We start from the raw sequence: 25,411 nt of genomic DNA, 5'->3' as shown, positions 1-25,411 counted from the left end.
AACGGCGAAAATATAGCTGAGGCTCACCTGATTCGGGCGTCTACCGTGCGCCTCACTCAGCGTGACAAAGAAACCGCGCCGCCAATAGTGTTATGCCGCATGGAGGATGACATCGAGATCCGCACCAACCCGGCGACCAGCGATTTCGGCGTCCTGGTCCTCAGAGTGGGCGCAGGCGCGGCGGTCATCCAGGCCGGCGCACTCAAAGCCGTCGACTTCGGAACCGTCGCCGACTACATGAGCCAGGGCGGCTGGAGCCCCGCCATGGTGGCCGCGATCATGGTGACAGCCACGGAGTTGCTCGGCGGTCTCGCCCTGGTACTGGGCATCCTGACACCGCTGGCGGCCTGCGGCGTGACGGCCGCGATGCTGTGCGCCTGGGCGGCCAACGTGGCCGGCGACGCATTCTGGGCCAACCCGTTCAATGTTCCGTTCCTGCTTGCCATCGCCGCCATCGCGGTGCTGTTCACCGGCGCCGGCCGGTTCTCCTTGGATCAGCTGCTCTGGTTGCGGGCGCAGTGGCCGACGGTGATCCCGGTGGCGTTGCTGATCCTGGCGATCGGGGCCGCTGTCGCGACGTGGTGGCTGCTCAACGGCGGCAACCCGCTACACCTCACGAAGCCCACCGCATAGCCCGACAAACGGGTGACGCACGTCACGTTTCGGATCTGACTCCCGAGTCAGGCTACTCCGGAGTAATAATTGCCACCATTTTCAGAATCGTGACTCAAAGTCCTCTTAATAGTGACTCATAGAGTCAGTGTCATGTGGATCGACGACACCAACGCAGATGTCATCAAGATTGACTTCGACGCCCTCTACCACGGCGATTTCCTGGTGGAAGGCGATACCTCGGAGCAGCTCGAAGAGTGGCATCCGCTCGCCAGCTAGAACTCCGACAACCCAGCGGGCGCGCCCTGGCTTCCTCACGGAAGCGAGAGCGCGCCCGACTTGTATGGGTTTGCCTGACGATCTAGACAGCCACCTTGTCGCCGGCGACCATCCCGCCCAGCCGGCCGGTGATCAGGTCCTCGGACTCGGACACGATGCGTGACACCAGCTCGGCCACGGTCGGGATGTCGTTGATCAGCCCCATGGCCGTGCCGACAGTCCAGATTCCGGCGTCGATGTCCCCATCGTCGAACACCTTGCGCCCGCGCACTCCGGCCACCAGATCCTTGACGTCCTCGAACTGACCGCCCTTGGCGAGGATGTCCACCACCTCACGCGACACCTCGTTGGAAGCGACACGAGCGGTGTTGTGCAGCGAGCGGAAGATCAGCTCGGTGCCACGCTCGTCACCGGCGACGATGGCTTCCTTGACGTTCTGGTGGATGCACGACTCCACGGTGCACATGAACCGCGAACCCATGTTGATGCCGTCGGCGCCCAGCGCCAGCGCGGCCACCAAGCCGCGGGCGTCGGCGAACCCGCCGGAGGCGATCATCGGGATCTCGATCTGCTTGGCCGCCGCCGGGATCAGCACCAGGCCGGGCACGTCGTCCTCGCCCGGGTGCCCCGCGCACTCGAACCCGTCGATGCTGATGCCGTCGACACCCAGACTCTGCGCTTTCACCGCATGTCGAACCGAGGTGCATTTGTGCAACACCTTGATGCCGTTGTCGTGGAACATCGGCAGATGCGGCGCCGGGTTGGAGCCCGCCGTCTCGACGATCTTGATGCCCTCGTCGACGATCACCTGGCGGTACTCGTCATAGGGCGGCGGATTGATCGCGGGCAGGATCGTCAGGTTGACACCGAACGGCTTGTCGGTGAGCTCGCGGGTTTTCTGGATTTCCTTGGCCAGATCTGCCGGCGTGGGCTGTGTCAGCGCAGTGAGGAAACCCAGCGCGCCCGCATTGGCAACGGCGGCAACCAGTTCCGCGCGTCCCACCCACTGCATACCACCCTGGGCGATGGGGTGCTCGACACCGAACGCCTCGGTGAACTTGGTCTTCAAGCTCATCGAGGAGCCATTCGGATGGCGCCGTCCAGGCGGATCACCTCGCCGTTGAGCATCGGGTTCTCCACGATGTGGGTGGCCAGAGCGCCGTACTCGTCGGGATCACCCAGGCGGGCCGGGTGCGGCACCTGCTTGCCGAGTGAGGCCTGGGCCTCTTCGGGCAGCGAGCCCAGCAGCGGGGTCTTGAACAGGCCCGGGGCGATGGTGACCACCCGGATCAGGTTTCGGGCCAGATCACGGGCGACCGGCAGGGTCAGCCCGACCACGCCTCCCTTGGACGCCGAGTAGGCGGCCTGGCCGATCTGACCGTCGAACGCGGCGACCGAGGCGGTGTTGACGATGACGCCGCGCTCCTCCCCGATGGGCTCCGTCTTGGCGATCCGCTCGGCCGCCAGGCGCAGCACGTTGAAGGTGCCGATCAGGTTGACTTCGACCACCTTGCGGAAGGCATCCAGGGGAAACGGCCCATCCTTGCCGAGGGTCTTGATGGCGTTGCCGATGCCTGCACAGTTGACGTTGATGCGCAGCGGACCAAGTCCTTCAGCGATGTCGAGTGCGGCGCTGACCGACTCCGGGTCTGTGACATCGGCCTGGGCAAAGCGAGCGCGGGGGCCCAGTTCGGCCACCGCCTCTTCCCCTTGAGATCGATGACCACAACCGATGCGCCACGGTCCAGCAGGCGCTTGGCGGTGGCCAGGCCGAGGCCGGATGCGCCTCCGGTGATGACTGCTACCGAATCCTTGATCTCCACTGGCGATGTTCCTTCCCGATCGGCTCTGCCGACCTACTGGTTGGTTGAATCTTTTCTAGCTGGTGGGCGGGGTTACGTCCAGTCCCTGAGCACCGCGTCGTTGTCCTCCCCCGGCACACGTGGCGGAGTGGGGACCTCGGGCACGCTGCGAGAGAACCGCGGCGCCGGCGCAGGCTGCAGCCCGCTGGGCCCGGCGTCGTAGAAGGTGTCGCGTTCGGCGATGTGGGGTTCGTCGAGCACCTCGGCGAACGACAACACCGGAGTCACACACGCATCGGTGCCGGCGAACACCTTCGCCCAATGGTCGCGATCGTGCCGCAGGAAGGTGTCGGTGAAGATCGCCTTGAGCTCCGGCCAGCGGGTGATGTCGTTCTGCTCGGGCAGCTCGGCCGGGTCGAGTTCCAGTCCCGAGAGCATGGCCGCATAGAACTGCGGCTCGATGGCACCGACGGCGACATAACGGCCATCGGAGGTCTCGTAGGTGTCGTAGTACGGGGCACCGGTGTCGAGCATGTTGGTGCCGCGCACATCGGACCACATTCCGGAAGCGCGAAACGCCCACATCATCTGGGCGAGCACGCTGGACCCGTCGACCATGGCCGCGTCCACCACCTGGCCCTTGCCCGAGGTCTGGCGCTCCCACAGCGCCGAGAGGATGCCCAGCAGCAGAAACATCGAGCCACCACCGAAGTCGCCGACCAGGTTCAGCGGCGGCACCGGCCGCTCCTCGGCCCGGCCGATGGCATGCAGCACGCCGTTGAGCGAGATGTAGTTGATGTCGTGGCCGGCCTGCAGCGCCCGCGGACCGGTCTGACCCCAGCCCGTCATCCGCGCATACACCAGCCGCTCGTTGACCTGGGCGCAATCCTCCGGGCCCAGACCCAGGCGTTCGGTGACCCCGGGGCGGAAGCCCTCGATCAGCACGTCGGCCTTGGCGATCAGTTTCAGCAGCAGCTCGCGGCCCTCGTCGGACTTCAGGTCGGCAGTCACCGAGCGGCGGTTGCGCAGTGTGGCGTCCGGGCTGGTGGCGCTGCTCTTTTTGCCGGGCCGGTCCACTCGAACGACGTCTGCACCCAGGTCGCCGAGAATCATCGCGGCGTGGGGGCCAGGCCCGATCCCGGCCAGTTCGACGACTCGGAGTCCTTGTAATGGTCCGGCCACGGTGTTCCGCCCTTCGTGTGACTGTCCTGTCCCTGCATCTTGTCAACAGCTCCCAACCAACCGATAGGTGGGGCCGCCTTTACAGTGTGATCATGACCACGACTTCCGCTGTCGACGGGTTGCTCGTCGATCTCACCGATGGCGTGCTGTCGGTGACCATCAACCGGCCCGACAGCCTGAACTCTCTGAACGCAGCCGTGCTCGCCGGTATCGCAGACACCTTCGAGGCCGCCGCCGACGACCCCGGCGTCAAGGTCGCCCGGCTGGGTGGCGCCGGTCGCGGCTTCAGTTCCGGGGCCGGCATCGGCGCCGACGACGCAGGCAGCATTGAGTCCGGTGGCGATCCCGTCGACGTCCTGTACCTGGCCAACCGGGCCATCCGATCGATCGTGAACCTGCCGCGACCGGTGGTGTCCGTGGTGCAGGGGCCTGCCGCCGGTGTCGGGGTGTCGCTGGCATTGGCCGGCGACCTGGTGCTGGCCAGCGACAAGGCGTTCTTCATGTTGGCGTTCACCAAGATCGGACTGATGCCCGACGGCGGCGCTTCGGCTCTGGTTGCCGCCTCGGTCGGCCGGGCCCGCGCCATGCGGATGGCCCTGCTGGCCGAACGGATCTCCGCCGCGGACGCCCTGGCCTGGGGCCTGGTGAGCAACGTCTACCCGGCCGACCAGTTCGACGCCGAGGTGGCCGCAGTGATCGCCCAGCTCGGTGTCGGCCCCGTGGTGTCGCAGGCCTTGACCAAGCGCGCCGTCAACGCCGCCACTTTGACCGAGCTCGAACCGGCGCTGGGCCTCGAGACCGAAGGGCAGATCGCGCTACTGCACGCGTCCGACTTCAGAGAAGGCGTCAAGGCGTTCCAGGAGCGCCGCACCCCTACCTTCACCGACACCTGAGGCCGCCCGAAAATCGTTGGACGGCTTGGTGGCCGGTCGGGGACCATCGAGGCATGGGTATCGAGGCCGACCATCTGCCGGAGGTGCAGCAGGCACCTACTGGTTGGCGTGTGCTCGCACCCTTCCGAATCCGCGAGTACCGCCTGCTGATCGCAGCGGTGTCGCTGACCATCCTGGCCGAAGGCATGTGGGCGGTGGTGATGGCGCTACAGGTCATCGCGTTGAATCCCGACCCCGCCGCCCTGTCGTTCGTGGCGGCCTGCCTGGGCGCAACCCTGGTGGCGTTTGTCCTCGTCGGCGGTATCGCTGCGGATCGAATTCCCCAGCGCACCATCATCATTGCCGTGCAGGTGGTCAATCTGATCGCAGTCGCTTCGGTGGCGGTGCTGGGTCTGATGGATCTGCTGCAGGTGTGGCACATGGCCGTCGCGGCGGCATTGCTCGGTGCCGCGGCGGCGTTCTTCTTCCCGGCCTACAGCGCCTACCTGCCCAGGATCCTGCCGGCAGACCAGCTGCTGGCAGCCAACGGTGTCGAAGGCGTGATGCGGCCGGTGCTGCAGCGGGCCGTGGGCCCGGCAGCCGCGGGTCTGCTGATCGGCGCGACGTTTCCCACCTTGGGCGCGGTCATCGTCGCGCTGGTGTTGGCCGTCGCCTTGGGATTGTTGTTCTTCACCCGGGGTGTTCCGATGTCCGCACCTACGGTCAGGACACATCCGCTGGCAGATCTGCGCGACGGGTTCGTGTTCATGATCGCCACGCCGTGGCTGTTGGCGACGCTGTTGTTCGCCAGCATGTTCGTGTTGTTCGTCATCGGCCCACTCGAGGTGTTGCTGCCGTTCATCACCGAGGCACGGTTCGAACACGGTGCGCAGATGTACGGGTTCGTGCTGGCGGCCTTCGGCGTCGGTAGCGCCCTCGGCGCCATCGGGGTGTCCTCGGGCCGGCTGCCGCGGCGCTATCTGACGGTGACGATGCTGGTGTGGGGCGTCGGTTCGTTACCGCTGGTGATCGTGGGGTGGACGCACTCGTTCACGCTGATGATGGTGGCCACCTTCGTCGTCGGCGTGACCGACGGCATCGGCATGGTCATCTGGGGCACGCTGCTGCAGCGCCGGGTTCCGTCGGCGATGCTGGGCCGGGTGTCGAGCCTGGACTTCTTCGTGTCGCTGGCGTTCATGCCGGTGTCGATGGCGCTGGCGGGCCCGCTGTCGAAGGTGATCTCGATGGAACTGATCTTCCTGGTGGCCGGGGTGGCTCCCGTCATCGTCGCGTCCATCGCGTGGTGGACGGCCGGGATGCGCCACGACGAGATCGCGCACCCGCTGGACTGACTCTGCCGTCCTCAGACCCCGAACAGGGGCGGCAGAGCCAGCACCATGATCAGCCCCCACACCAGATGGGTCAGCATCGGCGCCAGCACTCCGCCGGTGGCGCGGCGTTCCAGCGCGCACACCGTCCCCAGGATGATCGCCGCGAAGCCCAGCATCGGGTTGCCGCTGGCGGAGGTCGCGATGATGTACATGACGGTCGAGATCACCACCGGTGCCCGGCCTCCGAGCGCGGTGTACAGCGAGCCGCGGAAGAACAGTTCCTCGGCGACTCCGTTCACCAGGGTGATCACAACAACCAGCCACAGTGCGCCCTGGTTGGCGAAAACCAGCACCCGCGTGATGAATTCGGCGATGGGATCGATCTCGCGGGCGATCAGCGCCCCCACCACGAATGCCGCGCCGACGGCCGCACCGAGGCCGAGCCCGGTGAGCACCGGACGTCGCACTTGGCCTCGCCAGTTGACCCCGCCCAGGTGCAGCGGACCGGATGCGAATGCTCCCCCGGCCCAGATCGCGGCCAGCAGGAAGGTCAGCCAGTAGAACGTCGGGTCACCCGGAGTCTGGTTCAGTGACAACGCCAGTGTCACCGCGCCGAGCACCAGCACCACCGCGACGATGATGCGCCGCTTGCGCACCACCGCAGGCGATTCCTCGTGTGGCGCAGCCACACTCGTGAGCACGCTGCGAATGTCGTCACGCAGGCTGGTGGCGGCGGTCATGCGGGTCCTGTCCTCGGCATCAGCTCCACCATCAGATCCAAACCGGTGCGCGCGACAGCCGCAAGGGGTTTCGGCACCAACGAGACCAGCGACAGAGCCGGCCGGGCGATCTCGGGAGGCAGGCCGCCGAGCACCCGGCGAAGCCGCAAGCGATCACCTCCGGCCCACGTGGCGTCGCTGTCAGCCAGATGGTGGGGGTCGGCCAGGAGGTCCACCGGCTTGGGCCGCGGCGAGGCCACCGAAGCGGCGATCGCGTCGTCGATGGCGGTCAGGCCCTCGGGCGGGTCGGGCACGATGTCACGCAACAGGCTGCCCGAGGCCGTCATGGGGTGGTCCAGCGAGGCGATCAGATCCACCGCCAGGCCGGTGGGCACCGGCACCACATTGCCGGCCACCCACGCCGTCAATGCCTTGGGGATCAGCGCCTCGTGCCAGCCGTTGAGCGGCAGACCGGCTCGGCGGCTGCCTGCGGCGTGTACGTAGCCACCGATCAGACCCCGGTAGGTGGTGGAGTTGGGGCCGGTGATGTCGTAGGCACCGGCCGGTACCGCATCGGAATCGGCCGCCGCCAGCAAGTAGTACAGGACGTCCCTGATCGAGATCGGATCGATGGCGTGGTCGGCCCACGAGGGCAACGGGATCAACGGAAGCCGGTCACCCACGTAGCGAACCATTTCGAACGACGTCGATCCGGCGCCGATGATGACCGCCGCCCCGAGCCACACCACCTCGGCTCCCCCGTCGATCTCGAGCGCCTCGGCCACCTCGGCGCGACTGGCCAGATGGTCGGACAGGGTGTCGTCGTCGGGCACGAATCCGCCCAGGTAGACAATGCGGCCGACGCGAGCCTTGCTGGCGGCCTGCCCCACATTGGCCGCCGCGCGGACGTCGCGCTCCCGGAAGTCGGGCTGTCCGATGCCGTGCACCAGGTAGTAGATGACGTCGACGGATCCGGCCTCGGCCAGCGCCAGAGCGGCGGAGTCTGACGAGTCGGCGTCCAGAGTGACGGCCGCGACCTGGTGGCGCCAGCCGAAAGCGGCCAGTTTGTCGATGTTGCGGGTGGCGACGACGACCTCGTGGCCTTCGGCCAGCAACGCCGCCACCAATCGGGATCCGATGTAGCCGGTGGCTCCGGTGACCAGGATGCGCATCGATTTCACGGTAGGTGATTACCCCGCCAGGCCCGCAGTTACCTCCGTGACCTCCAGCACTACGGCCGGGCCGCTCTCCCCGCCGCGGTCGCACCCTCTGCGTCCCGGTAGACGTCGATACGTTGCTGGTACTGGGCGGCGGCATGCCGGTTGCCGGCAATCTCGGCGTCGGTGAGCTCACGCACCACCCGTCCGGGCACGCCGGTCACCAATGAGCGTTTCGGGATCACCATGCCCTGCCGAACCACCGCCCCGGCGCCGATGATGGATTCGCCGCCAACGACAGCTCCGTTGAGCACGATGGCGCCCATCCCGACGAGGGCATGGTCCTCGATGGTGCAGCCATGCAGCACCACGTTGTGCCCGACGCTGACGCCCGTGCCGACAACACAGGGGAAGTCGGGGTCGACGTGCACGCAGGCGCCGTCCTGGATGTTGCTGCCGAGGCCGATCTCGATGGACTCGTTTTCGGCGCGCAGCGTCGCGGAGTACCAGATGCTCGCTTGCGCTGCGATTGTGACGTTGCCGACGATGCTCGCGTTCGGTGCCGCCCACGAATCTGGATGCAGCTGTGGTGTTCGACCGGCAACGGTGACGATGAGCGCCATGCTGGGATCCTAGAGGGCGGGCAGAGCCGGCCGACCTCCGGAGTCCTAGGGTGCGCGGCGCACGAACACCCCCGCTTTCACAGCGGCCATGGCGGCGGCGACGCTGCGGTCGGCATCAGCTCGCGTCAATCGTGTTGTGGTGGTGAGGAACTGGTAGTACAACGGCGCCGAGACGTAGCGGATGACCTCGGCGCCGTCGGTGCCCTCCGGGGCGTCTCCGCGGGCCACGGCGTCAGCCACCATCGGCGACAGTTCCCGCAACCGGGTGTCGTAGAAGTTCGCCAACGCCTCCGCGGTGTCGGCGTTGCAGGTGGCCGCGGCGATGATCGCCTTGAACAGCGGCCCCTGCCGCGGGTCGGCGAACGTACGTCGGATCAGGTGGGCACTGGTCAGCAGGTCACCTCGCAGAGTGCCGGTGTGCGAACGAGGTGTCGACGTGTCCGCCATGTCGGCCAGCAGGTCGGCCACCAGGGCCGGCACGGTCCCCCACCGCCGGTACACGGTGGACTTCCCGACGCCGGCAAGTTCGGCGACGGCACTGAGCTCCACACCCGACAACCCGTTGTCCACGAGCAGGTCGCCCGTGGCGCGCAGCACGGCATCGCGTACTGCGGCGGTGCGGCCGCCGGGACGTGTTGACACAGCATCATCTTAACGGGACTCCAGTTTCATTAGTGTGCTACCTTGACTAAAGAGACTGAAGTCCCGTTAAGGAGTGGATGGATGGAATATCGACACGTAGGCAACTCCGGCCTGGTGGTATCCGAATTGAGCTTCGGCGCAGCCACATTCGGAGGATCGGGCGATTTCTTCAAAGCCTGGGGCGACACCGGCGTGAACGAGGCTCGAACCATGGTGGACCTGTGCCTGGATGCCGGGATCACCCTGTTCGACACCGCCGACGTCTACTCCGACGGCGCGTCCGAAGAAGTCCTGGGCGCCGCGCTGCAAGGCCGCCGCGACCGCGTGCTGATCTCCACCAAGGCCGGCCTGCCGATGGGCGAGGGTCCCGGCGACTGGGGAACGTCCAGATCGCGGCTGATCTCTGGAGTGGACGCCGCACTGACCCGGCTGCAGACCGATCGGATCGACCTGTTCCAACTGCACGCCTACGACGCACACACCCCCATCGACGAAGTGCTCGACACCCTGGATGGCCTTGTCGCCCAAGGCAAGGTCCGCTACACCGGTGTGTCCAACTTCAGCGGCTGGCAGCTGGCCAAGTCACTGGCGTACTCCGATGCGGCACACCGCACCCGCTACGTCGCCCACCAGGTCTACTACTCACTGCTCGGCCGCGACTACGAGTGGGAGTTGATGCCACTCGGCCTCGACGAGGGCGTCGGCGCACTGGTCTGGAGCCCGCTCGGTTGGGGCAGACTGACCGGCAAGATCCGCCGCGGTGCCCCTCTTCCTGAGCGCACCCGTCTGCACACAACGGCCGACGCCGGGCCTCCGGTCGACGACGAGATGCTCTACGACGTCGTAGACGAACTGGAGGCCATCGCCGGCGAGACCGGCAAGACCGTTCCACAGGTCGCGCTGAACTGGCTGCTGCGACGGCCTACCGTGTCGTCGGTGATCGTCGGCGCCCGCAACGCCGAACAGTTGCGCGACAACCTCGGCGCTGTCGGCTGGGAGCTCGACGAGCAGCAGATCGCGCGCCTCGATGCGGTCAGCGTCAAAGACGCTCCCTATCCCTACTTTCCGTACTTCCGGCAGGAGGGCATCGCCCGGCTGAACCCACCGCTGTTCGCCTAGGTTGATCGACGGCCCAGGGGGCCGAGGATTCCCACAGTGACACCCAGTCACTCAGGGGCGGAGACTGGGCTCGAATTCCGCCATCGGGTGAACGCGCGTCACTTCTGGGCGACCCGGGCTCCGTCGTCGCCCGGCTCAGGTCAGCGGCCCTGGAACACCTTGCGGTAGCTCGACGGTGACATGCCCAGGCCGCGGCGCAGGTGATGCCGCAGATTCGCACCAGTGCCCAGGCCGGCCTGCCGGGCGACCTCGTCAACGGATAAGTCGTGCTGCTCCAACATCTCTCGCGCGCGGTCCAGCCGACGAGCCCGTACCCACGCGCCCGGGGACTCTCCCGTCTCCTCGCGGAACCGGCGGATGAAGGTGCGCGGGCTCATCCCGGCGTGACGGGCCAACTGCTCGATGCTCAGCGACTCCCGCAGGTTCTGTACGGCCCACGCGCGCGCAGCAGCCGTGGACGCCGAGTCCTCGTCGGGGAGATGCCGGTCGATGAACTGCGCCTGACCACCCTCTCGCCACGGCGGCACCACGCAGTAGCGGGCCACGGCGTTGGCCACCTGCGCGCCGTGGTCGCGGCGGATCAGGTGCAGGCACAAGTCCACCCCTGCGGCCAACCCGGCCGAGGTCAGCAGGTCGCCGTCGTCGACGAACAGTACGTTCTCGTCCAGCTGCACCCGCGGATGCAGCGCGCGCATGTCCTCGGCGAACCGCCAGTGCGTGGTGGCCGGACGATCGTCCAGCAGACCGGCTGCTGCCAGCACAAAGGCGCCGGTGCAGATGGACACGATGCGAGCGCCCGGTTTGATCGTGGCCAGCGCAGCCGTGACCTCGGGCTCAAGGACCCCGCGAAGGCGAGCCGGGGCGTATCGCGTGCCGGGCACAACCACGGTGTCGGCACTGCTCAGCGCGTGCGCCCCGGCCTGCGGAACCATGGCGAAACCATTGGTGGACGGCACCGGATCAGCGGTGACACCGCAGGTCACGACGTCGTAGAGCGGGTCACCATTGGCGTCGACGGCCGCTCCGAACAGCAGCGGCGCGATGGTCGCGTCGAATCCCACGACGGGGCCGAGAAGGAACACGACAACGCGGTGCATGACCCCGATGATGGCACGTTTTTGACGAATATCGGCATTCTTGCCACTAGTCACCCGTGCCGACGTCCGCGATAGTCGTTCGGTGACCGTTACCCGCGCCCCACAGACCCGCCTGCACTGGGCATGGGTGGTGGCCGCCGTCAGCTTTGTGGCACTGCTGGGCGCCGCCGGCTTCCGTTCCGTACCCGGCGTGATGATGAACCCGCTGCACCACGAGTTCGGTTGGTCGCACGGCACCGTCGGACTGGCGATGTCGGTGAACATGACGCTGTTCGGGTTGACGGCTCCCTTCGCGGCCGCGCTGATGGACCGGTTCGGCATCCGCCCGGTGCTGGCCGCCGCGCTGGGCCTGATCGCCACCGGCAGCGCACTGAGCGTGACCATGACGGCCAGCTGGCAGCTGGTGCTGCTGTGGGGTGTGCTGGTCGGCACGGGCACCGGCGCCATCTCGATGGGATTCGTCGCGACCATCGCGACCCGCTGGTTCGAGGCACAACGTGGCTTGGTCACCGGGGTGCTGACCGCGGCCAGTGCCACGGGCCAGTTGATCTTCCTGCCCGTCGTCGCCGCCGTCACCACAGCACACGGTTGGCGCTGGGCGTCGATCATCGTCGCCGCGGCCGCTCTGGCGGTGGTGCCGCTGGTGTTGGTGTTCATGCGGAACTGGCCGCGGGACGTGGGCTTACTGCCCTACGGCGCCACCGAGACCGTCGACACCCCCAAGCCACCGGGCAGCAGTTTCGGTGCCGCGTTCTCGGGACTGGTCCTCGGGGCAAGGGTGCCGGCGTTCTGGTTGCTGGCAGGAAGTTTCGCGATCTGCGGCATGACCACCAACGGTCTGATCGGCACCCACTTCATCCCCGCCGCCAACGACCACGGCATGCCGACCACGGTGGCCGCCGGACTGCTGGCCGTCGTCGGCGTCCTGGACGTCGCGGGCACGGTCTTCTCGGGCTGGCTCACCGACCGGGTGGATCCGCGGGTGCTGCTGGTCATCTACTACCTGGGTCGCGGTTTGTCGTTGGTGGCGCTGCCGGCGCTGCTCTCCCCCCACGCCGAAGCCGGCACCTGGGTGTTCATCGTCTTCTACGGGCTGGACTGGGTGGCCACCGTGCCGCCGACAATCGCCCTGTGCCGCAATTACTTCGGTACCAAGGCTCCGATCGTGTTCGGCTGGGTCTTCGCCTCACACCAATTGGGAGCAGCAGTGGCCGCCGCCGGCGCCGGCTGGATCCGGGACCTACAGGGCGAGTACGACCTGGCGTTCTACCTGGCCGCGGGACTGTGTGTGGTGGCCGCGCTGATGTGCCTGTCGGTCCGCAAGGTTCAGCCCTTGCGATAGACGATCATCTCCCGCGACAGCACCCGTCGCAGGCGCGGTTCACGACTGCACGCCACAGCGAACACCGTCAGGAGGATCCACATGGTGACGGCACTGATCAGCACCAGCGCGAACGCCGCCCAGGCGCCGCCTGCGATCTCTTCGGAAGCCTTGTACCTGGCCCAGAGTCGCCAGTAGATCATCAGGTTCACCGTCAGGCCCACGCCGTAGGAAATTGCGAACGAGAACAGGAACGGCTTCCAGGTGCCGTCGTGCAATCGGGCCGAAATCGGTTCGTGCCGAAGCGGATACACCACCGACAGCACGTTGCCCACACCCAGCCAGATGAACACCATGGTGACCAGTTGGTCGATCAGCGCCACCGGGTTGCCCCCGTCGGCCACCGTCAGCACCACGATCACCGGCAGAGCGGCCAGCGTGACCATGACCGCCATCGCCAGGTTCTTCGCAATCAGGATGCGCCACAACCGTTCTCCGCTGCCCAGCTGTGCTCGTACCCGGTTCGCCTCGAAGCAGAGTGCATTGGTGCACACCACGCTGCCGACCACGGCCGAGAACAGATACAGCGTCAGCCGGCCGGCGTCGTCGTAGCGGGCCACTCCGGTGAAGTGGTAGAAGACCACCAGGCTCAGAGCGATCGCCAAGGTGATGACCAATCGCAGCAGGATCGGGCGACTGGTCCAGACATGTCGGATCTCCGTGCCGATACGGCTGGTCAGTGCGCGCAACCGCGGCCCGAGATCGGCAAAGACCGAACGGCGCGTGGTGTCGTGACGGCCGCTGAGCTGTTGGGCGCGACAGACCGCCAGCACCGCTTCGGCGACAGCTCTACGGGCCAGGCCCACCGCCAGCGCCGCGTCGGCCTCGGCATGCTCGGGCGCCGAGGGGTCTCGGGTCAACGCCGCGAGACGTTCCTGCTCCCGGGCGCGGGTCTGCCAGCCCGGTGACCCGCCGACCGCCGCGATGTCAGTCGACGGCGCGACAGTCAACTCGGTGGCCGCGACCGCCGCCAGCCGCTGCAGGGCGCCTTCGTCCGACCAGGCCGCGGCAGCGCTTGCTGCGTCGACCTGTGTCAGCAACTGCGCCAGTTCCCGAAGCTCATCGACGGCAGAGTTGGGGTGCGCGCTCACGCATGTTACTGAACCACACCACGACTGACCTGGTGCTTTTGAGCGACTGTCACCGTGAGATTACGATTTGACCAGGCTTGATGCGGATCGCGTCGCGTCTCGCCGACCGGATAAGACACAGCTTCTGTGCGTAACGGCCGACTGAGATACAACGACGTATGGCTGATGACGAAAAGAGGCGAGAGGAGCCCCATCAACGTGACGACTCGCACCAAATCCCTGGGCCTTGCCGCGGCGGTGACTGCCATAGCCCTGTCCATCCCGACCGCGGTGAATGCGTTCGCCGAGCCGACACCCACCCCGAAGCCGACGCCGCCGCCGTTCGGCGCACTGAGCACCAACGCCCCTGAACCGCAGGGGCCGGAGTGCGGCACCTACAAGGAAACCCTGCCCAGCGGGTCGTTCGCCGGTACGTCGGCGCTCACTGCGTCCGCGGCCATCGCCTCGATCCCCGAGCTGAGCACCTTCAGCCAGGCCATCTCCGGTCAGGTGAACCCTGCGGTGAACCTGGCGGGCGTGTTGGACAACGGACCGTACAACGTCTTCGCTCCCACCAACGAGGCCTTCGCGAAGATGGAGCCCGGTGAACTGGAGCTGCTGAAGTCCAATCCCGAAGAGCTGACCAGCGTGCTGTACTACCACATGGCGCTGGGCTACCTGGGGCCCGACATCATCAAGGGCAAGCTCACCTCGCAGCAGGGCTCGCAGCTCACCGTCACCGGCAGCGGCGGCGATATCAAGGTCGACGACGTGGCCAAGGTGGTGTGCGGCGGCATCACCGCACAGAGCGCCAAGATCTACATGATCGACACTGTGCTGAACCCGGCCGAGTCCCTGCCCGGCACCGCGACCACCACGACGTCGCCGACGGAGACCGCCACCTCGCCGACGGAGACCAGCTCCACCGAGACCACCGAGCCTGCGCCGGTCCCGACTGAGAGCCTGCCCGCCGAGGCGACGGCAACCACCGTCCCGGTAGCCCCGGCCTAGTTACGCCGAGCAGACACAAACTCGAGCCCGCAGTCGCGAAATCGCTCGAGTTTGTGTCTGCTCGCGGTGTCTAACGCGCCTTCCAGACCGGCTGGCGCTTCTCCGCAAATGCCAGCGGTCCTTCCTTGGCGTCCTCGGAGCGGAACACTCCCACCATCTCCTTCATGGTGCGTGACCACCCGTCCTTCTCACCGGTGACGACGCCGTCGTCGACGCCGTAGGCCACCCGCTTGCTGGCCTGGACGGCCAGTGGCGCGTTGCCGGCGATCCGCTCGGCCAGGGCGACCGCGGCGTCGACCACGGTTCCGTCAGGCACCACCTGGTTGATCAGACCCCACTTCAGCGCGTCGGCCGCCGTCATCGGTTCACCGGTCAGGATCAGCTCCAGGCCCACCTTGCGAGGCAACTGGTCCACGATCCGGAACACCCCACCGGCGGCGGCGATCAGCCCCCGCTTGACCTCGGGCAGCCCGAACTTCGCCCGTTCCTCGGCGATCACCAGGTCGCTGGCCAGGGCCAGTTCGGTGCCGCCGCCCAGCGCGGTGCCGTTGACGGCGGCGATGGTCGGCTTGTCGATGAAATGGCTGACGTACCCGGCGAAACCGTATTCGGGATGCTCAGGGTGAAAGAGGTTCTCCCGCCGCGAGATCGCCTTGAGGTCCGCCCCGGCGCAGAACGACTTGTCACCGGATCCGGTGATCACCACCACCCGCACGTCGGGATCGGCCTGCGCGGCGGCCAGTGCGTCACCGACGGCCGTGCTCACCGCAGCATTGACGGCGTTGCGGGCCTCGGGCCGGTTGAGCGTGATGATCAGGACATTGCCGCGCCGCTCGGTCAATGCAGCCGGTGCCTCCAGCTGGGTCACAGCAGCTCGAGGATGGTCGCGTTGGCCTGGCCGCCACCTTCACACATGGTCTGCAGCCCGTACTGAATTCCCTTGTCCCGCATGTGGTACAGCATGGTGGTCATGATGCGGGCGCCGGAGCCGCCGAGCGGGTGGCCCAGCGCGATGGCCCCGCCATTGGGGTTCAGCTTCTTTTCGTCGGCGCCGATGTCCTTGAGCCACGCCATCGGTACCGGCGCGAAGGCCTCGTTGACCTCGAACACGCCGATCTCGTCGAGCGACAGCCCGGAACGCTGCAGCGCCTTCTGGGTGGCGGGAATGGGGGCGGTCAGCATGATCACCGGGTCCGCGCCGGCCAGCACCGCGGTGTGCACCTTGGCAAGAGGCTTCAGGCCCAGCGACTTCGCCTTCTCCGCGGACATGAACAGCAGCGCGGCCGAGCCGTCGGAGATCTGCGAGGAGTTGCCGGCATGGATCACGCCGTCCTCTTTGAAGGCGGGCTTGATACCGGCGAGCTTCTCCACCGAACCCCCGCGGCGGATGCCCTCGTCCTTGGTGATCGCGATGTCGTTGCCGTCGGCGTCCTTGGTTTTGATCCCCACTATCTGGTCGTCGAACGCACCGGAGTCCTGTGCTGCAGCCGCCTTTTCGTGAGATCCGAGGGAGAACTGATCCAGCATGGTCCGATCCAGGCCCCATTGCGAAGCAATCATCTCGGCACCGATGCCCTGGTTCGGGGTCTGGCTGTAGCGGGCCCGGAACGCGTCGGGGTAGGGATGGCCACCGTTGGCCAGCGAGGAGCCCATCGGGGTGCGCGACATCGACTCCACACCGCCGGCGACCACCACGTCGTAGTGACCGGCCACCACGCCTGCCGCCGCGAAGTGCACCGACTGCTGACTGGAGCCGCACTGGCGATCCACCGTCACGCCGGGCACCGTCTCGGGCCAACCCGCCGCCAACACTGCGGTGCGCGCGATGTCGAGGGCCTGTTCACCGGCCTGCATGACACAGCCCCAGATGACGTCCTCCACGATCCCGGGGTCTACACCTGCGCGCTCCACCAGGCCATTGAGGACCTGCGCCGACAGCTCGCCCGGGTGCACTCCGGACAGACCACCGTTGCGCTTACCGACCGGGGACCGCACTGCCTCGACAATCACGGCTTCAGCCATGGACCTTCCCTCCAGATCTCGTAGTACGCCCAACCGGTTAGTTGGTTGCCTGCATCGTTCATAACACCTCGTGCGGGCACTCGGAACATGTGGGGCGGAATTTCTGGCCCGCTGCCGAGGGTTGGACACTGACAGACCAAGCCAGCGGGTCGGTCACCGACGCGGCGACAAAGGAGCCGGGCAGGGGGTAACACCCAGCCCAGAGAAGGGCACAGGGCCGGCCTCCAGATCGAGGAGGATCATGTCTGCCATCACCATCATCGGAGGCCACGGCAAGGTGGCGCTGCGTCTGGCGCGCATCCTGAGCGCCGACGGTCAGCAAGTCTCGTCGGTGTTCCGCAACCCCGACCATGCCGACGAGGTGGCCGCCACCGGCGCCAAGCCTGTCGTGGCCGATATCGAGAACCTCGACACCGCCGCTCTCACCGCCTTGCTGCAGGGCCAGGATGCCGTGGTGTTCTCCGCGGGCGCCGGCGGCGGCAACCCCGAGCGGACCTACGCCGTGGACCGCGATGCCGCCATCAGGGTGATGGATGCCGCCGGCCAAGCCGACACCAAGCGATTCGTGATGGTGTCCTACTTCGGCGCGGGCCCCAACCATGGTGTACCGGAATCGAATTCGTTCTATCACTATGCCGAGGCCAAGGCCGCCGCCGATGCCTACCTGCGGAAGACCGATCTCGACTGGACCATCCTGGGCCCCGGCACCCTCACCCTCGACCCGGGAACCGGGCGCATCGCCATCAACCAGGCCGGGTCGGTACCCCGTGACGATGTCGCCGCTGTGGCGGCGGCAACACTGGCCGACGACTCCACCATCAAGCGCACCATCGAGTTCAGCAGCGGTGACACTCCGATCGCCGAGGCCATCACGGCCTGACGGAGCTGCTCCTGGTGACGTGCACGGGAACGGTGTCGTCCCAGGGCTGACGGGTCACCATGTCGGCGACGTTGAGGTAGCCGGTTTCGAACTCGCCGGTGGCGGCGTCTACCAGCCGATAGTGCTGGGTCTGCTTGTGGATGGGTTGGGCGTCGAGCATGACTATGCGCACCTCGCCCGGCTCGAAGTGGCAGCGGGTTTGCAGTGCGGCCACCAGTTGTTCGTTGCTCATGTGCCCGTCGCCGAAGTTCCAGCCGATGGCCGTCGACACGATGCGCTCGCCGTCGGTCAGGGTGTAGTCGTCCTCGTTGTGCCCGGCCATCGCCCGGTGCGCCAGGGTGAACAGAGCCCGACCGTGAGTGTTGAAGGCGCGGAACGCATATCCCATGTACATCGGGATCTGCGCGGCCTCTTTGCTGCCGTAGAACTTCTCCAGCTGCGCGGCGGGCATGCTGGCGATGGCCACGATGCCCTGCGCGATCTTGGCATCGGCCGAAGGTTTGATACACCACAGGGAGGTATCCCAGTTGCCCGCGTAATAGCGCATGCCGGGCAGGAAGGACACCTTGCGCGGGAACAGGTTTCCGATGACGACGGTGCCTGCGACGACGACGAACAGCACGATGGGCAGTGGGCTCTGCAAGTCCCCCAGGCCGATGTCGGAGTGCCCGACGAACAATGCCAGCACCGAGAACATCATGAACACATTCCATTCCAGCGGCACTCCCATCGGGATGGAACTCAGGATGCCGAAGTGAAAGCACAGCATGATGAACGCCGCGATGGCCGTGGGCCAGCCACCGTGGGAGAAGAACAGCACCAGCGGTACCAGGCCCTCGATGGCCGTGGAGAAATGCGCCAGGAAGCGTGACCGCCAGCCCGGGCGCAGATCGTCCGGAAAGTGTTCGAAGAAACCACGTTTGATGAAGCGCGGCCGAAACACCGGGTTGTTGCTCATCATTGTGGAGATGACGAACGGGAAGTGTTTGTTGAGTTTGGAGGTGGCAGCGCCAATCCAGATCACCAGGCACACCAGTTTGGCGGCAATGATCATGTCGACGACGTGAGAGCTGGCGAACAGGCACGCCACCGCCAGTGATCCGTAGACCTCCCCGCGTGCGGCCAGGAAGATCACCTTGTCGCGCAATCCGATCAGCGCCAGCAGACCCAGCACGGCCCACAGTTGCCAGGCGGGCAGCACACCGGCGCCTGGACCCACCCCGTCGGAGAACAGCGCGATCACCAAGACCACCAGCAGTGCGCCGTAGACCGCAGCGTCGAAGGGCGTGCGGTTGTCACCCTTGGTCAGCGGTATGCGGTTCGGCCACGGCGGCAGCCGGATGGTGCCTGGCCGCAGCCAGTACAGGATCGATCCCAGGGGCGGAAAGAAGCGGTTGTTCAGTGGGCCGAATCCGCAGCCGAGGCCGACGACCTCGAACAACATGGTGTACAACACCACTTTCTGGAACACGATGGGCTCGTTGAACCACTGTCCGACGTTGAAAAAACCGTCGATACCGCGGGTGGTGAGGACAACCAGCCAGGCCCCCAGGACGTAGGCCAGGATCTTGACCACGTAGAACAGATGCAGCGCCACCGGGGTGCCGAAGCCGACCTCGGCCCAGTGCCGGGCCATCGGCACGATCTTCTCCGCTCGCGTCCCCTTGCTCCACTGCTCGAAATCGATCTGGGGGGTGGTCTGCTTGAGAAATCCCATGCCAGTCAGATTAGAACGTGTTCTAGTCCGGTGGAATCAGTTCTTCGGAACAGTTCTCGGCATCCATCAGCGCGCGACGGTCATCACCCTGCTGGTTGTGACGCTGCGCGGGTTCATCGTGATGCGGGTGGCCTCGGTTTCAGATCCGGGCGTTCGCGCAGGCATCGGGGCCGACGAAGACGACGACGTTGTTTCCCCCGCCCTGCGTGCTGGGGAACATCAGACCATCGACATGTGTGGGGAACGCGTAGCGCACGTACTCGGTGAACACCTGCGTGGCCACGTAGTCGATGTGCTCGCGGCCGTCGAGTTCGACGGGCAGGGTGACGTCGGAAACGAACTGCTGCAGGAACCGCAGTCCGCAGTACTGCAGCCTGCTGGCGGCGTCGAAGATGCTGATGCCCGCGGGGCTCATCCGGTTGGCCGCCGCGCGGCTGGCAGGCGGCGAGCCCAGATCGGCTGCGTGCACCCATTGCGCCGCTTCGCCTTTCGACAGTGCCATCCGTGCCCGGTACAGCGGGACAGGACACGGCACCGGCCAGACTTCCGGGGTGTGCTACCCGACGTCGGACACCACCTGCAGCAGTTGATCGGCGGTCATGTCGCCGGACCCGGTGGAACTGGTGGCGAAGAAGTAACGTGCCATGCCGAGGTGGGGCTCAGATACGCGGCTACGTCCGCGGTGAGGTCAGGCTGTGAAATGCCTGCAGCAGACGAGATTTCGTCGGCGACGGTGCGTGCCGCGACCGTACCGGAGTTGGTTGCCGCCAGGAAGTGCAGGTCGACGCCCGCCATGAACGCTGCCATGAAGACCTCGAATGTCACCGCGATGGGGTGGACGCCTGCGTCGGTGGGGTCCAGTAGTGGCACCACGTCTCGGTCGCATTGTGCGTGATGTGGTTGCGCAGAACGGAGTCCGCGACGTGGGATGGACACACAGCGGTCAACATTCGACGGACACCTGCCCGTCAGAGACTACGTCTCAGCCCAGTGCGCGTTCCAGACGGTCGACATAGTCGTCGATATCGCCTGCAGATTCGGCGGCATGCACGCTCACGGCCACGGTATCCCCGAGGCCGTGCACACCGTGCACCAACGACATCATCGGCGACAGTGCCGGGTAGCCGGTGGTGAACAGCACCGGGGCCGCCCCGAAGTACAGGTCGGCGGGCCCGCGGTTGACGCTGGTGACCACCGTGTTTCCGGTCACCACCGGCGAGCGGGCCGTCGCATCGAACTGATGGACACCCCACCGCAGCAGTGGTGCCGGTACCGCGGCGAAAGACCGTCGTGCAGCCACTGCTGCCGGATGCTCGCCACGGGTTCTGGCGGCAGCCAGGTCGGCGGCGATCAGCTCCATGCGGTCTGCCACACCCGGGTAGAGGCCAACCCCGACATTACGGAAGTGGTTGTGCGCAAGGCGGATACCGCTGTGCGCCATCGGCACTTCGGCGGCCAGCTGCGACACGTCGGCACCGCGCTCACCGAGATAGTCGGCGAGAGCAGTGCCGACCGCGGCCAGGGCAGCGACGGTGACGGTGGGTCCGTCGAGCGCGGCGCGGGGCCGAAGGAGAGTGCGCACCTGGCGACGTCCGGCAGGTGCGGCGTTGGTGAGCAGCGCCGGTCGCGGCGCCGGCGCGGCTGCCAGCAGCCCGGACTCGATATCGCTGAGCTGCTGGTTGTGGGTGCGCGCGGCGGTGACCGATCGGGCCAGCAGGCTGCCGCGGCGCGGAACGATGACGGGAGCCACCACCTGCGCCCGGCCGAACAACCAGCCCGCAAGAGCAGCACTGCGGGTCCCGTCGGCAAGGGCATGCGAAATCTGTAGCACCGCAACAGTGGCCGCACCTGACGCGCCCGGGACACCCTCGACAGGAGTGAACACGTGCAGCCGCCAGGCCGCAACGGTGGGGTGCAACTGATGCTCGGCGAGACCCGCTACACGGTCCAGACAGCCGCGCCAGTCCGCGGCGCCGTGCTCGGCAAACGCTGGCACATCGGCGAACACCCATCGAGGAAACCGGGCAGGGTGGTCGTCGAGAATCCGCAAGCGCAGGTCATGGCAGACCGCGGCCCGCCGCCTCACCTGCGCCAGCATCGGCTCGGCGGCGGGTGCGCCGTCGAACGCAAAAAGCAGGAACTGGTCGTTGGGGATCTTGGCCGACATCCAGTACGACTGGGCGTCGACCGCCGCAAGACGTGACACCGCTTAGCCGGCGGCGAATTCGACGATGTGCCGCGCCACTGTGTCCGGCTGCTCGAGCTGCAGGAAATGACCTGCAGCAGAGACAATCTCGGTACGGCTGCCGTCGGGAAGAATGCGCCGCACCCACTCGGTGTAGTCGGCGGAGGCGCAGCCGTCGTCGCGGCCGTGCAGGTAGAGAACAGGCACCCGGGGCGGCGAGAGCCAATGCCGGTGCAGTTCGGCATACCGCTGCGGCGGGGTGTAGTTGCGGATGGTCGCGCGGTACGGGCCCAGCGCAGCCCGCCAGCGTTCCCGCGCACCGATGGCTGTCAGCACGTGGCGCAGGTCCTCGTCCGCGGCATAACCGGGTGACCACTGCCGCCACAGCCGCGGTATGACCCAGTTGGCGGAGCGTTCCGGCAACCAGGACAATTGGAAGTACACGATGTACCAGCTGCGCGTGAACTGGCGAGGAAGTCCAGCCGCCAGTCGCAGCCGATGCGGGACCTGCGACAGCGGCTGGAACGATGCCGACGGTGGCACCGACATGATGACGGCCTTGCGGAAGGGACTGTCGGGCATCGCCGCCAGTCCGGTCGCGGCGATGGCACCCCAGTCGTGGCCGATCAGCAGGTCGTCGTCCCCACCACCGACGGCGTCGCGAACCCGCAGCGCGTCGTCCATCAAGGCACCCACGTGGTAGGCGCCGTCGACGGGGAAGCCCGACGGGGCGTACCCGCGCATCATCGGTGCCACCACTCGGTACCCGGCCGCCACCAGATGAGGTGCGAGCTTGCGCCAGCCGAACGCGGTGTCGGGAAAACCGTGCAGGCACAAAGCCACCGGGCCGCTGTCTGGCCCCCAGGTCAGTGCCTTGAGCGTCACGCCGGAAGCAGCGACGTCGATCCACCTGGAGTCAGCGGCCATCGAGGATCAGACCGGATCGAACTCGGAGATCAGCCAGCGGTCCCCCACCCGGTCCATCGTCACCTGCACGCTGGAGGTGGTGCCGGTCGGCGCATCGGAGCCCACCACCACGGTCTGGTTGACGAACACCAGCACCACGGCCTTGTTGGGTTCGGCGGACACCGAGGCCGCCGCGGGCACGGTGGCCACCGCCGAGATCTGTTTCTCCTTGGAACCCGGGATCACCACGTCGTTGATCAGCTGGGTGTAGGAGTCCCGGAACTCGCCGGTGAGCAGATCCCGCGCGGAGCCCAGGTCCTGTTCCACCGTGTCGGGTTTGTAGGACAGCAGTCTGACGGTGGCGTCCTTGGCGATCTGCACCGATTCGATGCGGACGACGTCGGCGTTGCGCACCGACGAGTCCTGCCATTTCAGGAAGCCCGCTGCAGCACCGAGGATCAGGGCCAGCGCGGGCAGCACGCCGAACGCAAGCACCCTGGGCCAGTTGATCCCGGCCTTCTGCGCGGCAGTCTCCGGTTGCTCGGAGGGCGGCACCTCCTCGACGGTGCTGTCGATCAACTCGTCGGAAGTGTCGGTGGTGTCGGTCGGCACGTCGGTGGTGTCCTCGGTGGTGGTCTCGGTCAGCTTGTCCTCTGAGGTCACGGCACAAACTCCACATTCGACACCTTGGTGTCCTCGCCCACCTTCTTGACCGAGATCCGCATCCGCCATGCTCGCGGTTCCTGTTCCGGCGCACCGACATTGGAGGTCCGCACCGTGATGGCCACCAGGACCTGCGCCCCGTCGGCGTCCTCGGACTCCAGGCCGGCCGAGGTGACCTCACCCACCGATGTCGACTGGGCTTGGCGGACCACATCCACGAACGGCTGGGTACGTGCGGAGAAGTCGTCGTAGAACGAGTCGGTGGCCGAGTCCAGGATGCGTTGCACGTCGGCGTCCACCGTTGCGAAGTTGATGGTGGTCAGGTTCAGTGCGGCCTGCCTGCCCACCTGGAGGAAGACACTGCGTTGCTCGGCGAGCTGTTTGGACTCGACAGAGCGGTATCCCAGCCAGCCCACCGTGCCGCCGAGCACCAGTACCACCACCACGCCGATGATCACCGCCAGCTTCACCGGCGACATCGGCTCCTTGACCGGGGCCGGGGTCTCCTCCGGGAAGTCCTCGGCTTCCGCATCGTCAGCGGTGTCCTCGTTCTCGTCCTCAACCTCGGTGGAGTCGGAGTCCGTCACGTCCTGTGCGTCGTCGTCTCGAGGCGATTCCGTCGCACCCTCAGGGGTCTCGTCGGCCTCGGGGGTCTCCGACTCCTCGGATTCCCCCTTCAGCTTCCCTTCGGGGGCAGCAGCATCGTCTGCCATGTTTGCTCCTCTGCGGCACCGCGGGCCAAATCGGCTTGCTTGTACACATGCCCGTCGGGTCCAACGTACGTGCCGGTGCTCGGGTCGTATTCGGCGGCCGCGATGGGCGGCGGAGCCGGGGCGGGCGGCGGCGGCGCTTCCGCAGGTGGCATGCCGGGCGGGACGTCCGGGATCGCCTGACCCGAGTTGGTCGCGTTCGGATCACCCTTCCAGTTGAAGCCGTTGTTCAACGGGACGTAAACCTCGTCGCTCTCGCACTCACGCACGGACGCCGCACGTTTGCCAGGCACCGTCACACACGGCACGTTGCGGGCACCGCGGACATTGAACGACGAGTCCTGCGGAATCCGGCAGTACAGGTTGCCTGCCACCCGGTCGGGCGAGTCCACCGCGGCGGGCGGGCGCTGCTGCTGAGGCGGTAGGAAGCCGGTGGTGCATGGCGGCGGCAGGTTGAGGTTCAGGTTGAAGCTGAGGTACGCGCCCTTGTAGTCCTGCTTGGTGTGCCGATTGGCCACACCGGTGGCCGAGGTGACGGCGGCACCCTGCGGCAGCAGCACCAGCAGTTGTTCCAGGTTGGGCTGGTAGGTGATGGCCACTTCACCCACGCTCACCAAGTTGGCCAGCAGCACCGGCAGTGTCGGCTGCAACCGGTCGAACAGTGCGCGCACCTCGTCGGCGGCACCCGAGCCCTCGACCAGCACCCCGCGCACCGCCGGATCCTGGTCACGCAGTTGGCTGCTGATGGTGTCCAGGTGCGCCGCCCAGGCACCGATGGAGTCCGCGGTGTCGGTCTGAGAATCGAGCACCGGCTGCGACTGGTCGATCAGCGTGGTCAGCTCGTCGAGATTGGCGCGACTGTCGATCGCCAAAGCCGTTGAGCCCTTGACAAACCGAGAGATCTCAGGGCCCAGGCCGCCAATCGCGATGTACGCCTCGTCGATGGCCGTGGTCAAGTTGTCGTTCGGAATCGCCTGCAGGCCACGGTTTGTCGCATCCAACAGGGTGTTGACATCGGTGGGCACGGTGGTGCGGTTCATCGGGATCACATCGCCGTCGGCCAGGTCCGGGCCGTCACCGCTACGCGGCAGCAGCACGATGTACTGCTCACCCACTGCCGACTGACTGTGCACCTCGGCGTCGAGGTCGGCGGGGATCTTCTGGTTGGAACGCAGCACCAACGTCGCTTCCACCCCGTCGTCGCTGAGCCTCACATCCTCGATGCGTCCCACCTCGGTACCGCGGTAGGTGACGTTGCCGCGCTGGTAGATGCCGGCAGCTTCGGGCAACTCGATGGTGACCCGGTACTCCCCGACTCCGAACAGCATTGCGGGCAGGTTGATGAAGTTGAAGATCATCACCGCGCCCGCCGTCACGGCGATCAGGATGAAGATGACCAGCTGTGTCAGGATCTTCTTGCTCAGATGCATG

At 66.7% G+C, this 25,411-nt stretch carries 26 protein-coding genes and 1 pseudogene; 8 read left to right on the top strand and 19 right to left on the bottom strand.

The genetic code is table 11. The annotated features are described in order from the left end of the window. Positions 1 to 99: 99 nt before the first annotated feature. Positions 100 to 633 (top strand): DoxX family protein, encoded by a 534-nt coding sequence (locus tag BVC93_RS18145; protein WP_083738690.1) that lies wholly within the window; start codon positions 100 to 102, stop codon positions 631 to 633. A 132-nt stretch (positions 634 to 765) separates the two neighbouring features. Beyond that, on the top strand, positions 766 to 891 hold the full coding sequence (locus BVC93_RS34505) for a hypothetical protein (protein ID WP_257788980.1): 126 nt from the start codon (positions 766 to 768) through the stop codon (positions 889 to 891). An 82-nt stretch (positions 892 to 973) separates the two neighbouring features. Here BVC93_RS34505 and BVC93_RS18140 read toward each other — a convergent pair whose 3' ends face one another. The 3 genes and pseudogenes from BVC93_RS18140 to BVC93_RS18130 form a co-directional block, all read right to left on the bottom strand. Beyond that, positions 974 to 1,966 (bottom strand): NAD(P)H-dependent flavin oxidoreductase, encoded by a 993-nt coding sequence (locus tag BVC93_RS18140; protein ID WP_083738689.1) that lies wholly within the window; start codon positions 1,964 to 1,966, stop codon positions 974 to 976. Beyond that, positions 1,963 to 2,714 (bottom strand): annotated as a pseudogene (locus tag BVC93_RS18135) (3-hydroxyacyl-CoA dehydrogenase). The gene BVC93_RS18140 and the pseudogene BVC93_RS18135 overlap by 4 nt, the downstream one beginning before the upstream one ends. A 72-nt stretch (positions 2,715 to 2,786) precedes the next feature. After that, positions 2,787 to 3,875: a CaiB/BaiF CoA transferase family protein gene (locus tag BVC93_RS18130; RefSeq protein ID WP_083738688.1), complete on the bottom strand. Its 1,089-nt coding sequence runs from the start codon at positions 3,873 to 3,875 to the stop codon at positions 2,787 to 2,789. 92 nt (positions 3,876 to 3,967) lie between these two features. Between BVC93_RS18130 and BVC93_RS18125 the strand changes: the two genes are divergently transcribed. Further along, entirely contained in the window at positions 3,968 to 4,768 is an 801-nt protein-coding gene (locus BVC93_RS18125) for an enoyl-CoA hydratase (RefSeq protein ID WP_083741136.1), read from the top strand. Between the two features lie 53 nt (positions 4,769 to 4,821). Beyond that, complete coding sequence (tet(V), locus tag BVC93_RS18120) at positions 4,822 to 6,099, top strand: tetracycline efflux MFS transporter Tet(V) (protein ID WP_083738687.1); 1,278 nt, start codon at positions 4,822 to 4,824, stop codon at positions 6,097 to 6,099. 11 nt (positions 6,100 to 6,110) lie between these two features. Here tet(V) and BVC93_RS18115 read toward each other — a convergent pair whose 3' ends face one another. From BVC93_RS18115 to BVC93_RS18100, 4 genes are read right to left on the bottom strand one after another with little or no spacing between them, the layout of a single operon-like run. Further along, the gene (locus tag BVC93_RS18115; protein WP_083738686.1) at positions 6,111 to 6,818 is read right to left on the bottom strand and encodes a CPBP family intramembrane glutamic endopeptidase; all 708 of its coding nucleotides are present in this window, start codon (positions 6,816 to 6,818) and stop codon (positions 6,111 to 6,113) included. Beyond that, positions 6,815 to 7,978 carry an NAD(P)H-binding protein gene (locus BVC93_RS18110; RefSeq protein ID WP_269466569.1) on the bottom strand — a complete coding sequence of 388 codons (1,164 nt, stop codon included), beginning with the start codon at positions 7,976 to 7,978 and terminating at the stop codon, positions 6,815 to 6,817. Before BVC93_RS18110 ends, BVC93_RS18115 begins: the two co-directional genes overlap by 4 nt. A 50-nt stretch (positions 7,979 to 8,028) precedes the next feature. Then, a complete protein-coding gene (locus BVC93_RS18105) occupies positions 8,029 to 8,577 on the bottom strand; it encodes a gamma carbonic anhydrase family protein (RefSeq protein ID WP_083738684.1) in 549 nt (182 codons plus the stop codon). A 45-nt stretch (positions 8,578 to 8,622) separates the two neighbouring features. After that, the gene (locus BVC93_RS18100) at positions 8,623 to 9,219 is read right to left on the bottom strand and encodes a TetR/AcrR family transcriptional regulator (protein ID WP_083738683.1); all 597 of its coding nucleotides are present in this window, start codon (positions 9,217 to 9,219) and stop codon (positions 8,623 to 8,625) included. An 81-nt stretch (positions 9,220 to 9,300) separates the two neighbouring features. Between BVC93_RS18100 and BVC93_RS18095 the strand changes: the two genes are divergently transcribed. Further along, positions 9,301 to 10,338 (top strand): aldo/keto reductase, encoded by a 1,038-nt coding sequence (locus tag BVC93_RS18095; RefSeq protein WP_083738682.1) that lies wholly within the window; start codon positions 9,301 to 9,303, stop codon positions 10,336 to 10,338. Between the two features lie 140 nt (positions 10,339 to 10,478). Here the strand turns inward: BVC93_RS18095 and BVC93_RS18090 are convergent, their stop codons facing one another. Beyond that, the gene (locus tag BVC93_RS18090) at positions 10,479 to 11,435 is read right to left on the bottom strand and encodes a GlxA family transcriptional regulator (protein WP_083738681.1); all 957 of its coding nucleotides are present in this window, start codon (positions 11,433 to 11,435) and stop codon (positions 10,479 to 10,481) included. An 82-nt stretch (positions 11,436 to 11,517) separates the two neighbouring features. Between BVC93_RS18090 and BVC93_RS18085 the strand changes: the two genes are divergently transcribed. Then, complete coding sequence (locus BVC93_RS18085; protein WP_083738680.1) at positions 11,518 to 12,777, top strand: MFS transporter; 1,260 nt, start codon at positions 11,518 to 11,520, stop codon at positions 12,775 to 12,777. Here BVC93_RS18085 and BVC93_RS18080 read toward each other — a convergent pair. After that, on the bottom strand, positions 12,762 to 13,907 hold the full coding sequence (locus BVC93_RS18080; RefSeq protein WP_083738679.1) for an ABC transporter permease: 1,146 nt from the start codon (positions 13,905 to 13,907) through the stop codon (positions 12,762 to 12,764). The genes BVC93_RS18085 and BVC93_RS18080 overlap by 16 nt on opposite strands. A 198-nt stretch (positions 13,908 to 14,105) precedes the next feature. Between BVC93_RS18080 and BVC93_RS18075 the strand changes: the two genes are divergently transcribed. Next, positions 14,106 to 14,897 carry a fasciclin domain-containing protein gene (locus tag BVC93_RS18075; protein ID WP_083738678.1) on the top strand — a complete coding sequence of 264 codons (792 nt, stop codon included), beginning with the start codon at positions 14,106 to 14,108 and terminating at the stop codon, positions 14,895 to 14,897. Between the two features lie 70 nt (positions 14,898 to 14,967). Here the strand turns inward: BVC93_RS18075 and BVC93_RS18070 are convergent, their stop codons facing one another. Together BVC93_RS18070 and BVC93_RS18065 are read right to left on the bottom strand one after the other, a co-directional pair. Beyond that, entirely contained in the window at positions 14,968 to 15,765 is a 798-nt protein-coding gene (locus BVC93_RS18070; protein WP_083738677.1) for a crotonase/enoyl-CoA hydratase family protein, read from the bottom strand. Then, complete coding sequence (locus tag BVC93_RS18065; protein WP_083738676.1) at positions 15,762 to 16,919, bottom strand: thiolase family protein; 1,158 nt, start codon at positions 16,917 to 16,919, stop codon at positions 15,762 to 15,764. Before BVC93_RS18065 ends, BVC93_RS18070 begins: the two co-directional genes overlap by 4 nt. A 241-nt stretch (positions 16,920 to 17,160) precedes the next feature. On the opposite strand from BVC93_RS18065, the gene BVC93_RS18060 reads away from it, so the two are divergent. Beyond that, a complete protein-coding gene (locus tag BVC93_RS18060) occupies positions 17,161 to 17,799 on the top strand; it encodes an SDR family oxidoreductase (RefSeq protein WP_083738675.1) in 639 nt (212 codons plus the stop codon). Here the strand turns inward: BVC93_RS18060 and BVC93_RS18055 are convergent. The 8 genes from BVC93_RS18055 to BVC93_RS18025 all read right to left on the bottom strand — a co-directional run bounded on the left by BVC93_RS18055 (position 17,789) and on the right by BVC93_RS18025 (position 25,410). Next, a complete protein-coding gene (locus tag BVC93_RS18055; RefSeq protein ID WP_083738674.1) occupies positions 17,789 to 19,516 on the bottom strand; it encodes a DUF3556 domain-containing protein in 1,728 nt (575 codons plus the stop codon). The genes BVC93_RS18060 and BVC93_RS18055 overlap by 11 nt on opposite strands. Positions 19,517 to 19,655: 139 nt before the next feature. After that, positions 19,656 to 20,018, bottom strand: coding sequence for an RES family NAD+ phosphorylase (locus tag BVC93_RS18050; protein WP_083738673.1), 363 nt, complete (start codon positions 20,016 to 20,018; stop codon positions 19,656 to 19,658). 95 nt (positions 20,019 to 20,113) lie between these two features. After that, the gene (locus BVC93_RS33185; RefSeq protein ID WP_157516978.1) at positions 20,114 to 20,386 is read right to left on the bottom strand and encodes a hypothetical protein; all 273 of its coding nucleotides are present in this window, start codon (positions 20,384 to 20,386) and stop codon (positions 20,114 to 20,116) included. A 112-nt stretch (positions 20,387 to 20,498) separates the two neighbouring features. Continuing rightward, positions 20,499 to 21,683, bottom strand: a complete 1,185-nt coding sequence (locus BVC93_RS18045) for a DUF1298 domain-containing protein (RefSeq protein ID WP_083741135.1) — start codon at positions 21,681 to 21,683, stop codon at positions 20,499 to 20,501. Between the two features lie 42 nt (positions 21,684 to 21,725). After that, the gene (locus tag BVC93_RS18040; RefSeq protein ID WP_083738672.1) at positions 21,726 to 22,628 is read right to left on the bottom strand and encodes an alpha/beta fold hydrolase; all 903 of its coding nucleotides are present in this window, start codon (positions 22,626 to 22,628) and stop codon (positions 21,726 to 21,728) included. Between the two features lie 6 nt (positions 22,629 to 22,634). Then, positions 22,635 to 23,270 (bottom strand): hypothetical protein, encoded by a 636-nt coding sequence (locus BVC93_RS18035; RefSeq protein WP_236950012.1) that lies wholly within the window; start codon positions 23,268 to 23,270, stop codon positions 22,635 to 22,637. Next, entirely contained in the window at positions 23,267 to 23,983 is a 717-nt protein-coding gene (locus tag BVC93_RS18030; protein WP_083738671.1) for an Mce protein, read from the bottom strand. Before BVC93_RS18030 ends, BVC93_RS18035 begins: the two co-directional genes overlap by 4 nt. Beyond that, the gene (locus BVC93_RS18025; protein ID WP_083738670.1) at positions 23,947 to 25,410 is read right to left on the bottom strand and encodes an MCE family protein; all 1,464 of its coding nucleotides are present in this window, start codon (positions 25,408 to 25,410) and stop codon (positions 23,947 to 23,949) included. Before BVC93_RS18025 ends, BVC93_RS18030 begins: the two co-directional genes overlap by 37 nt. Between the last annotated feature and the right edge of the window lies 1 nt (position 25,411).

Source organism: Mycobacterium sp. MS1601, assembly GCF_001984215.1.
Lineage (GTDB): Bacteria > Actinomycetota > Actinomycetes > Mycobacteriales > Mycobacteriaceae > Mycobacterium.
This window is presented reverse-complemented; position numbering and strand designations above follow the sequence as displayed.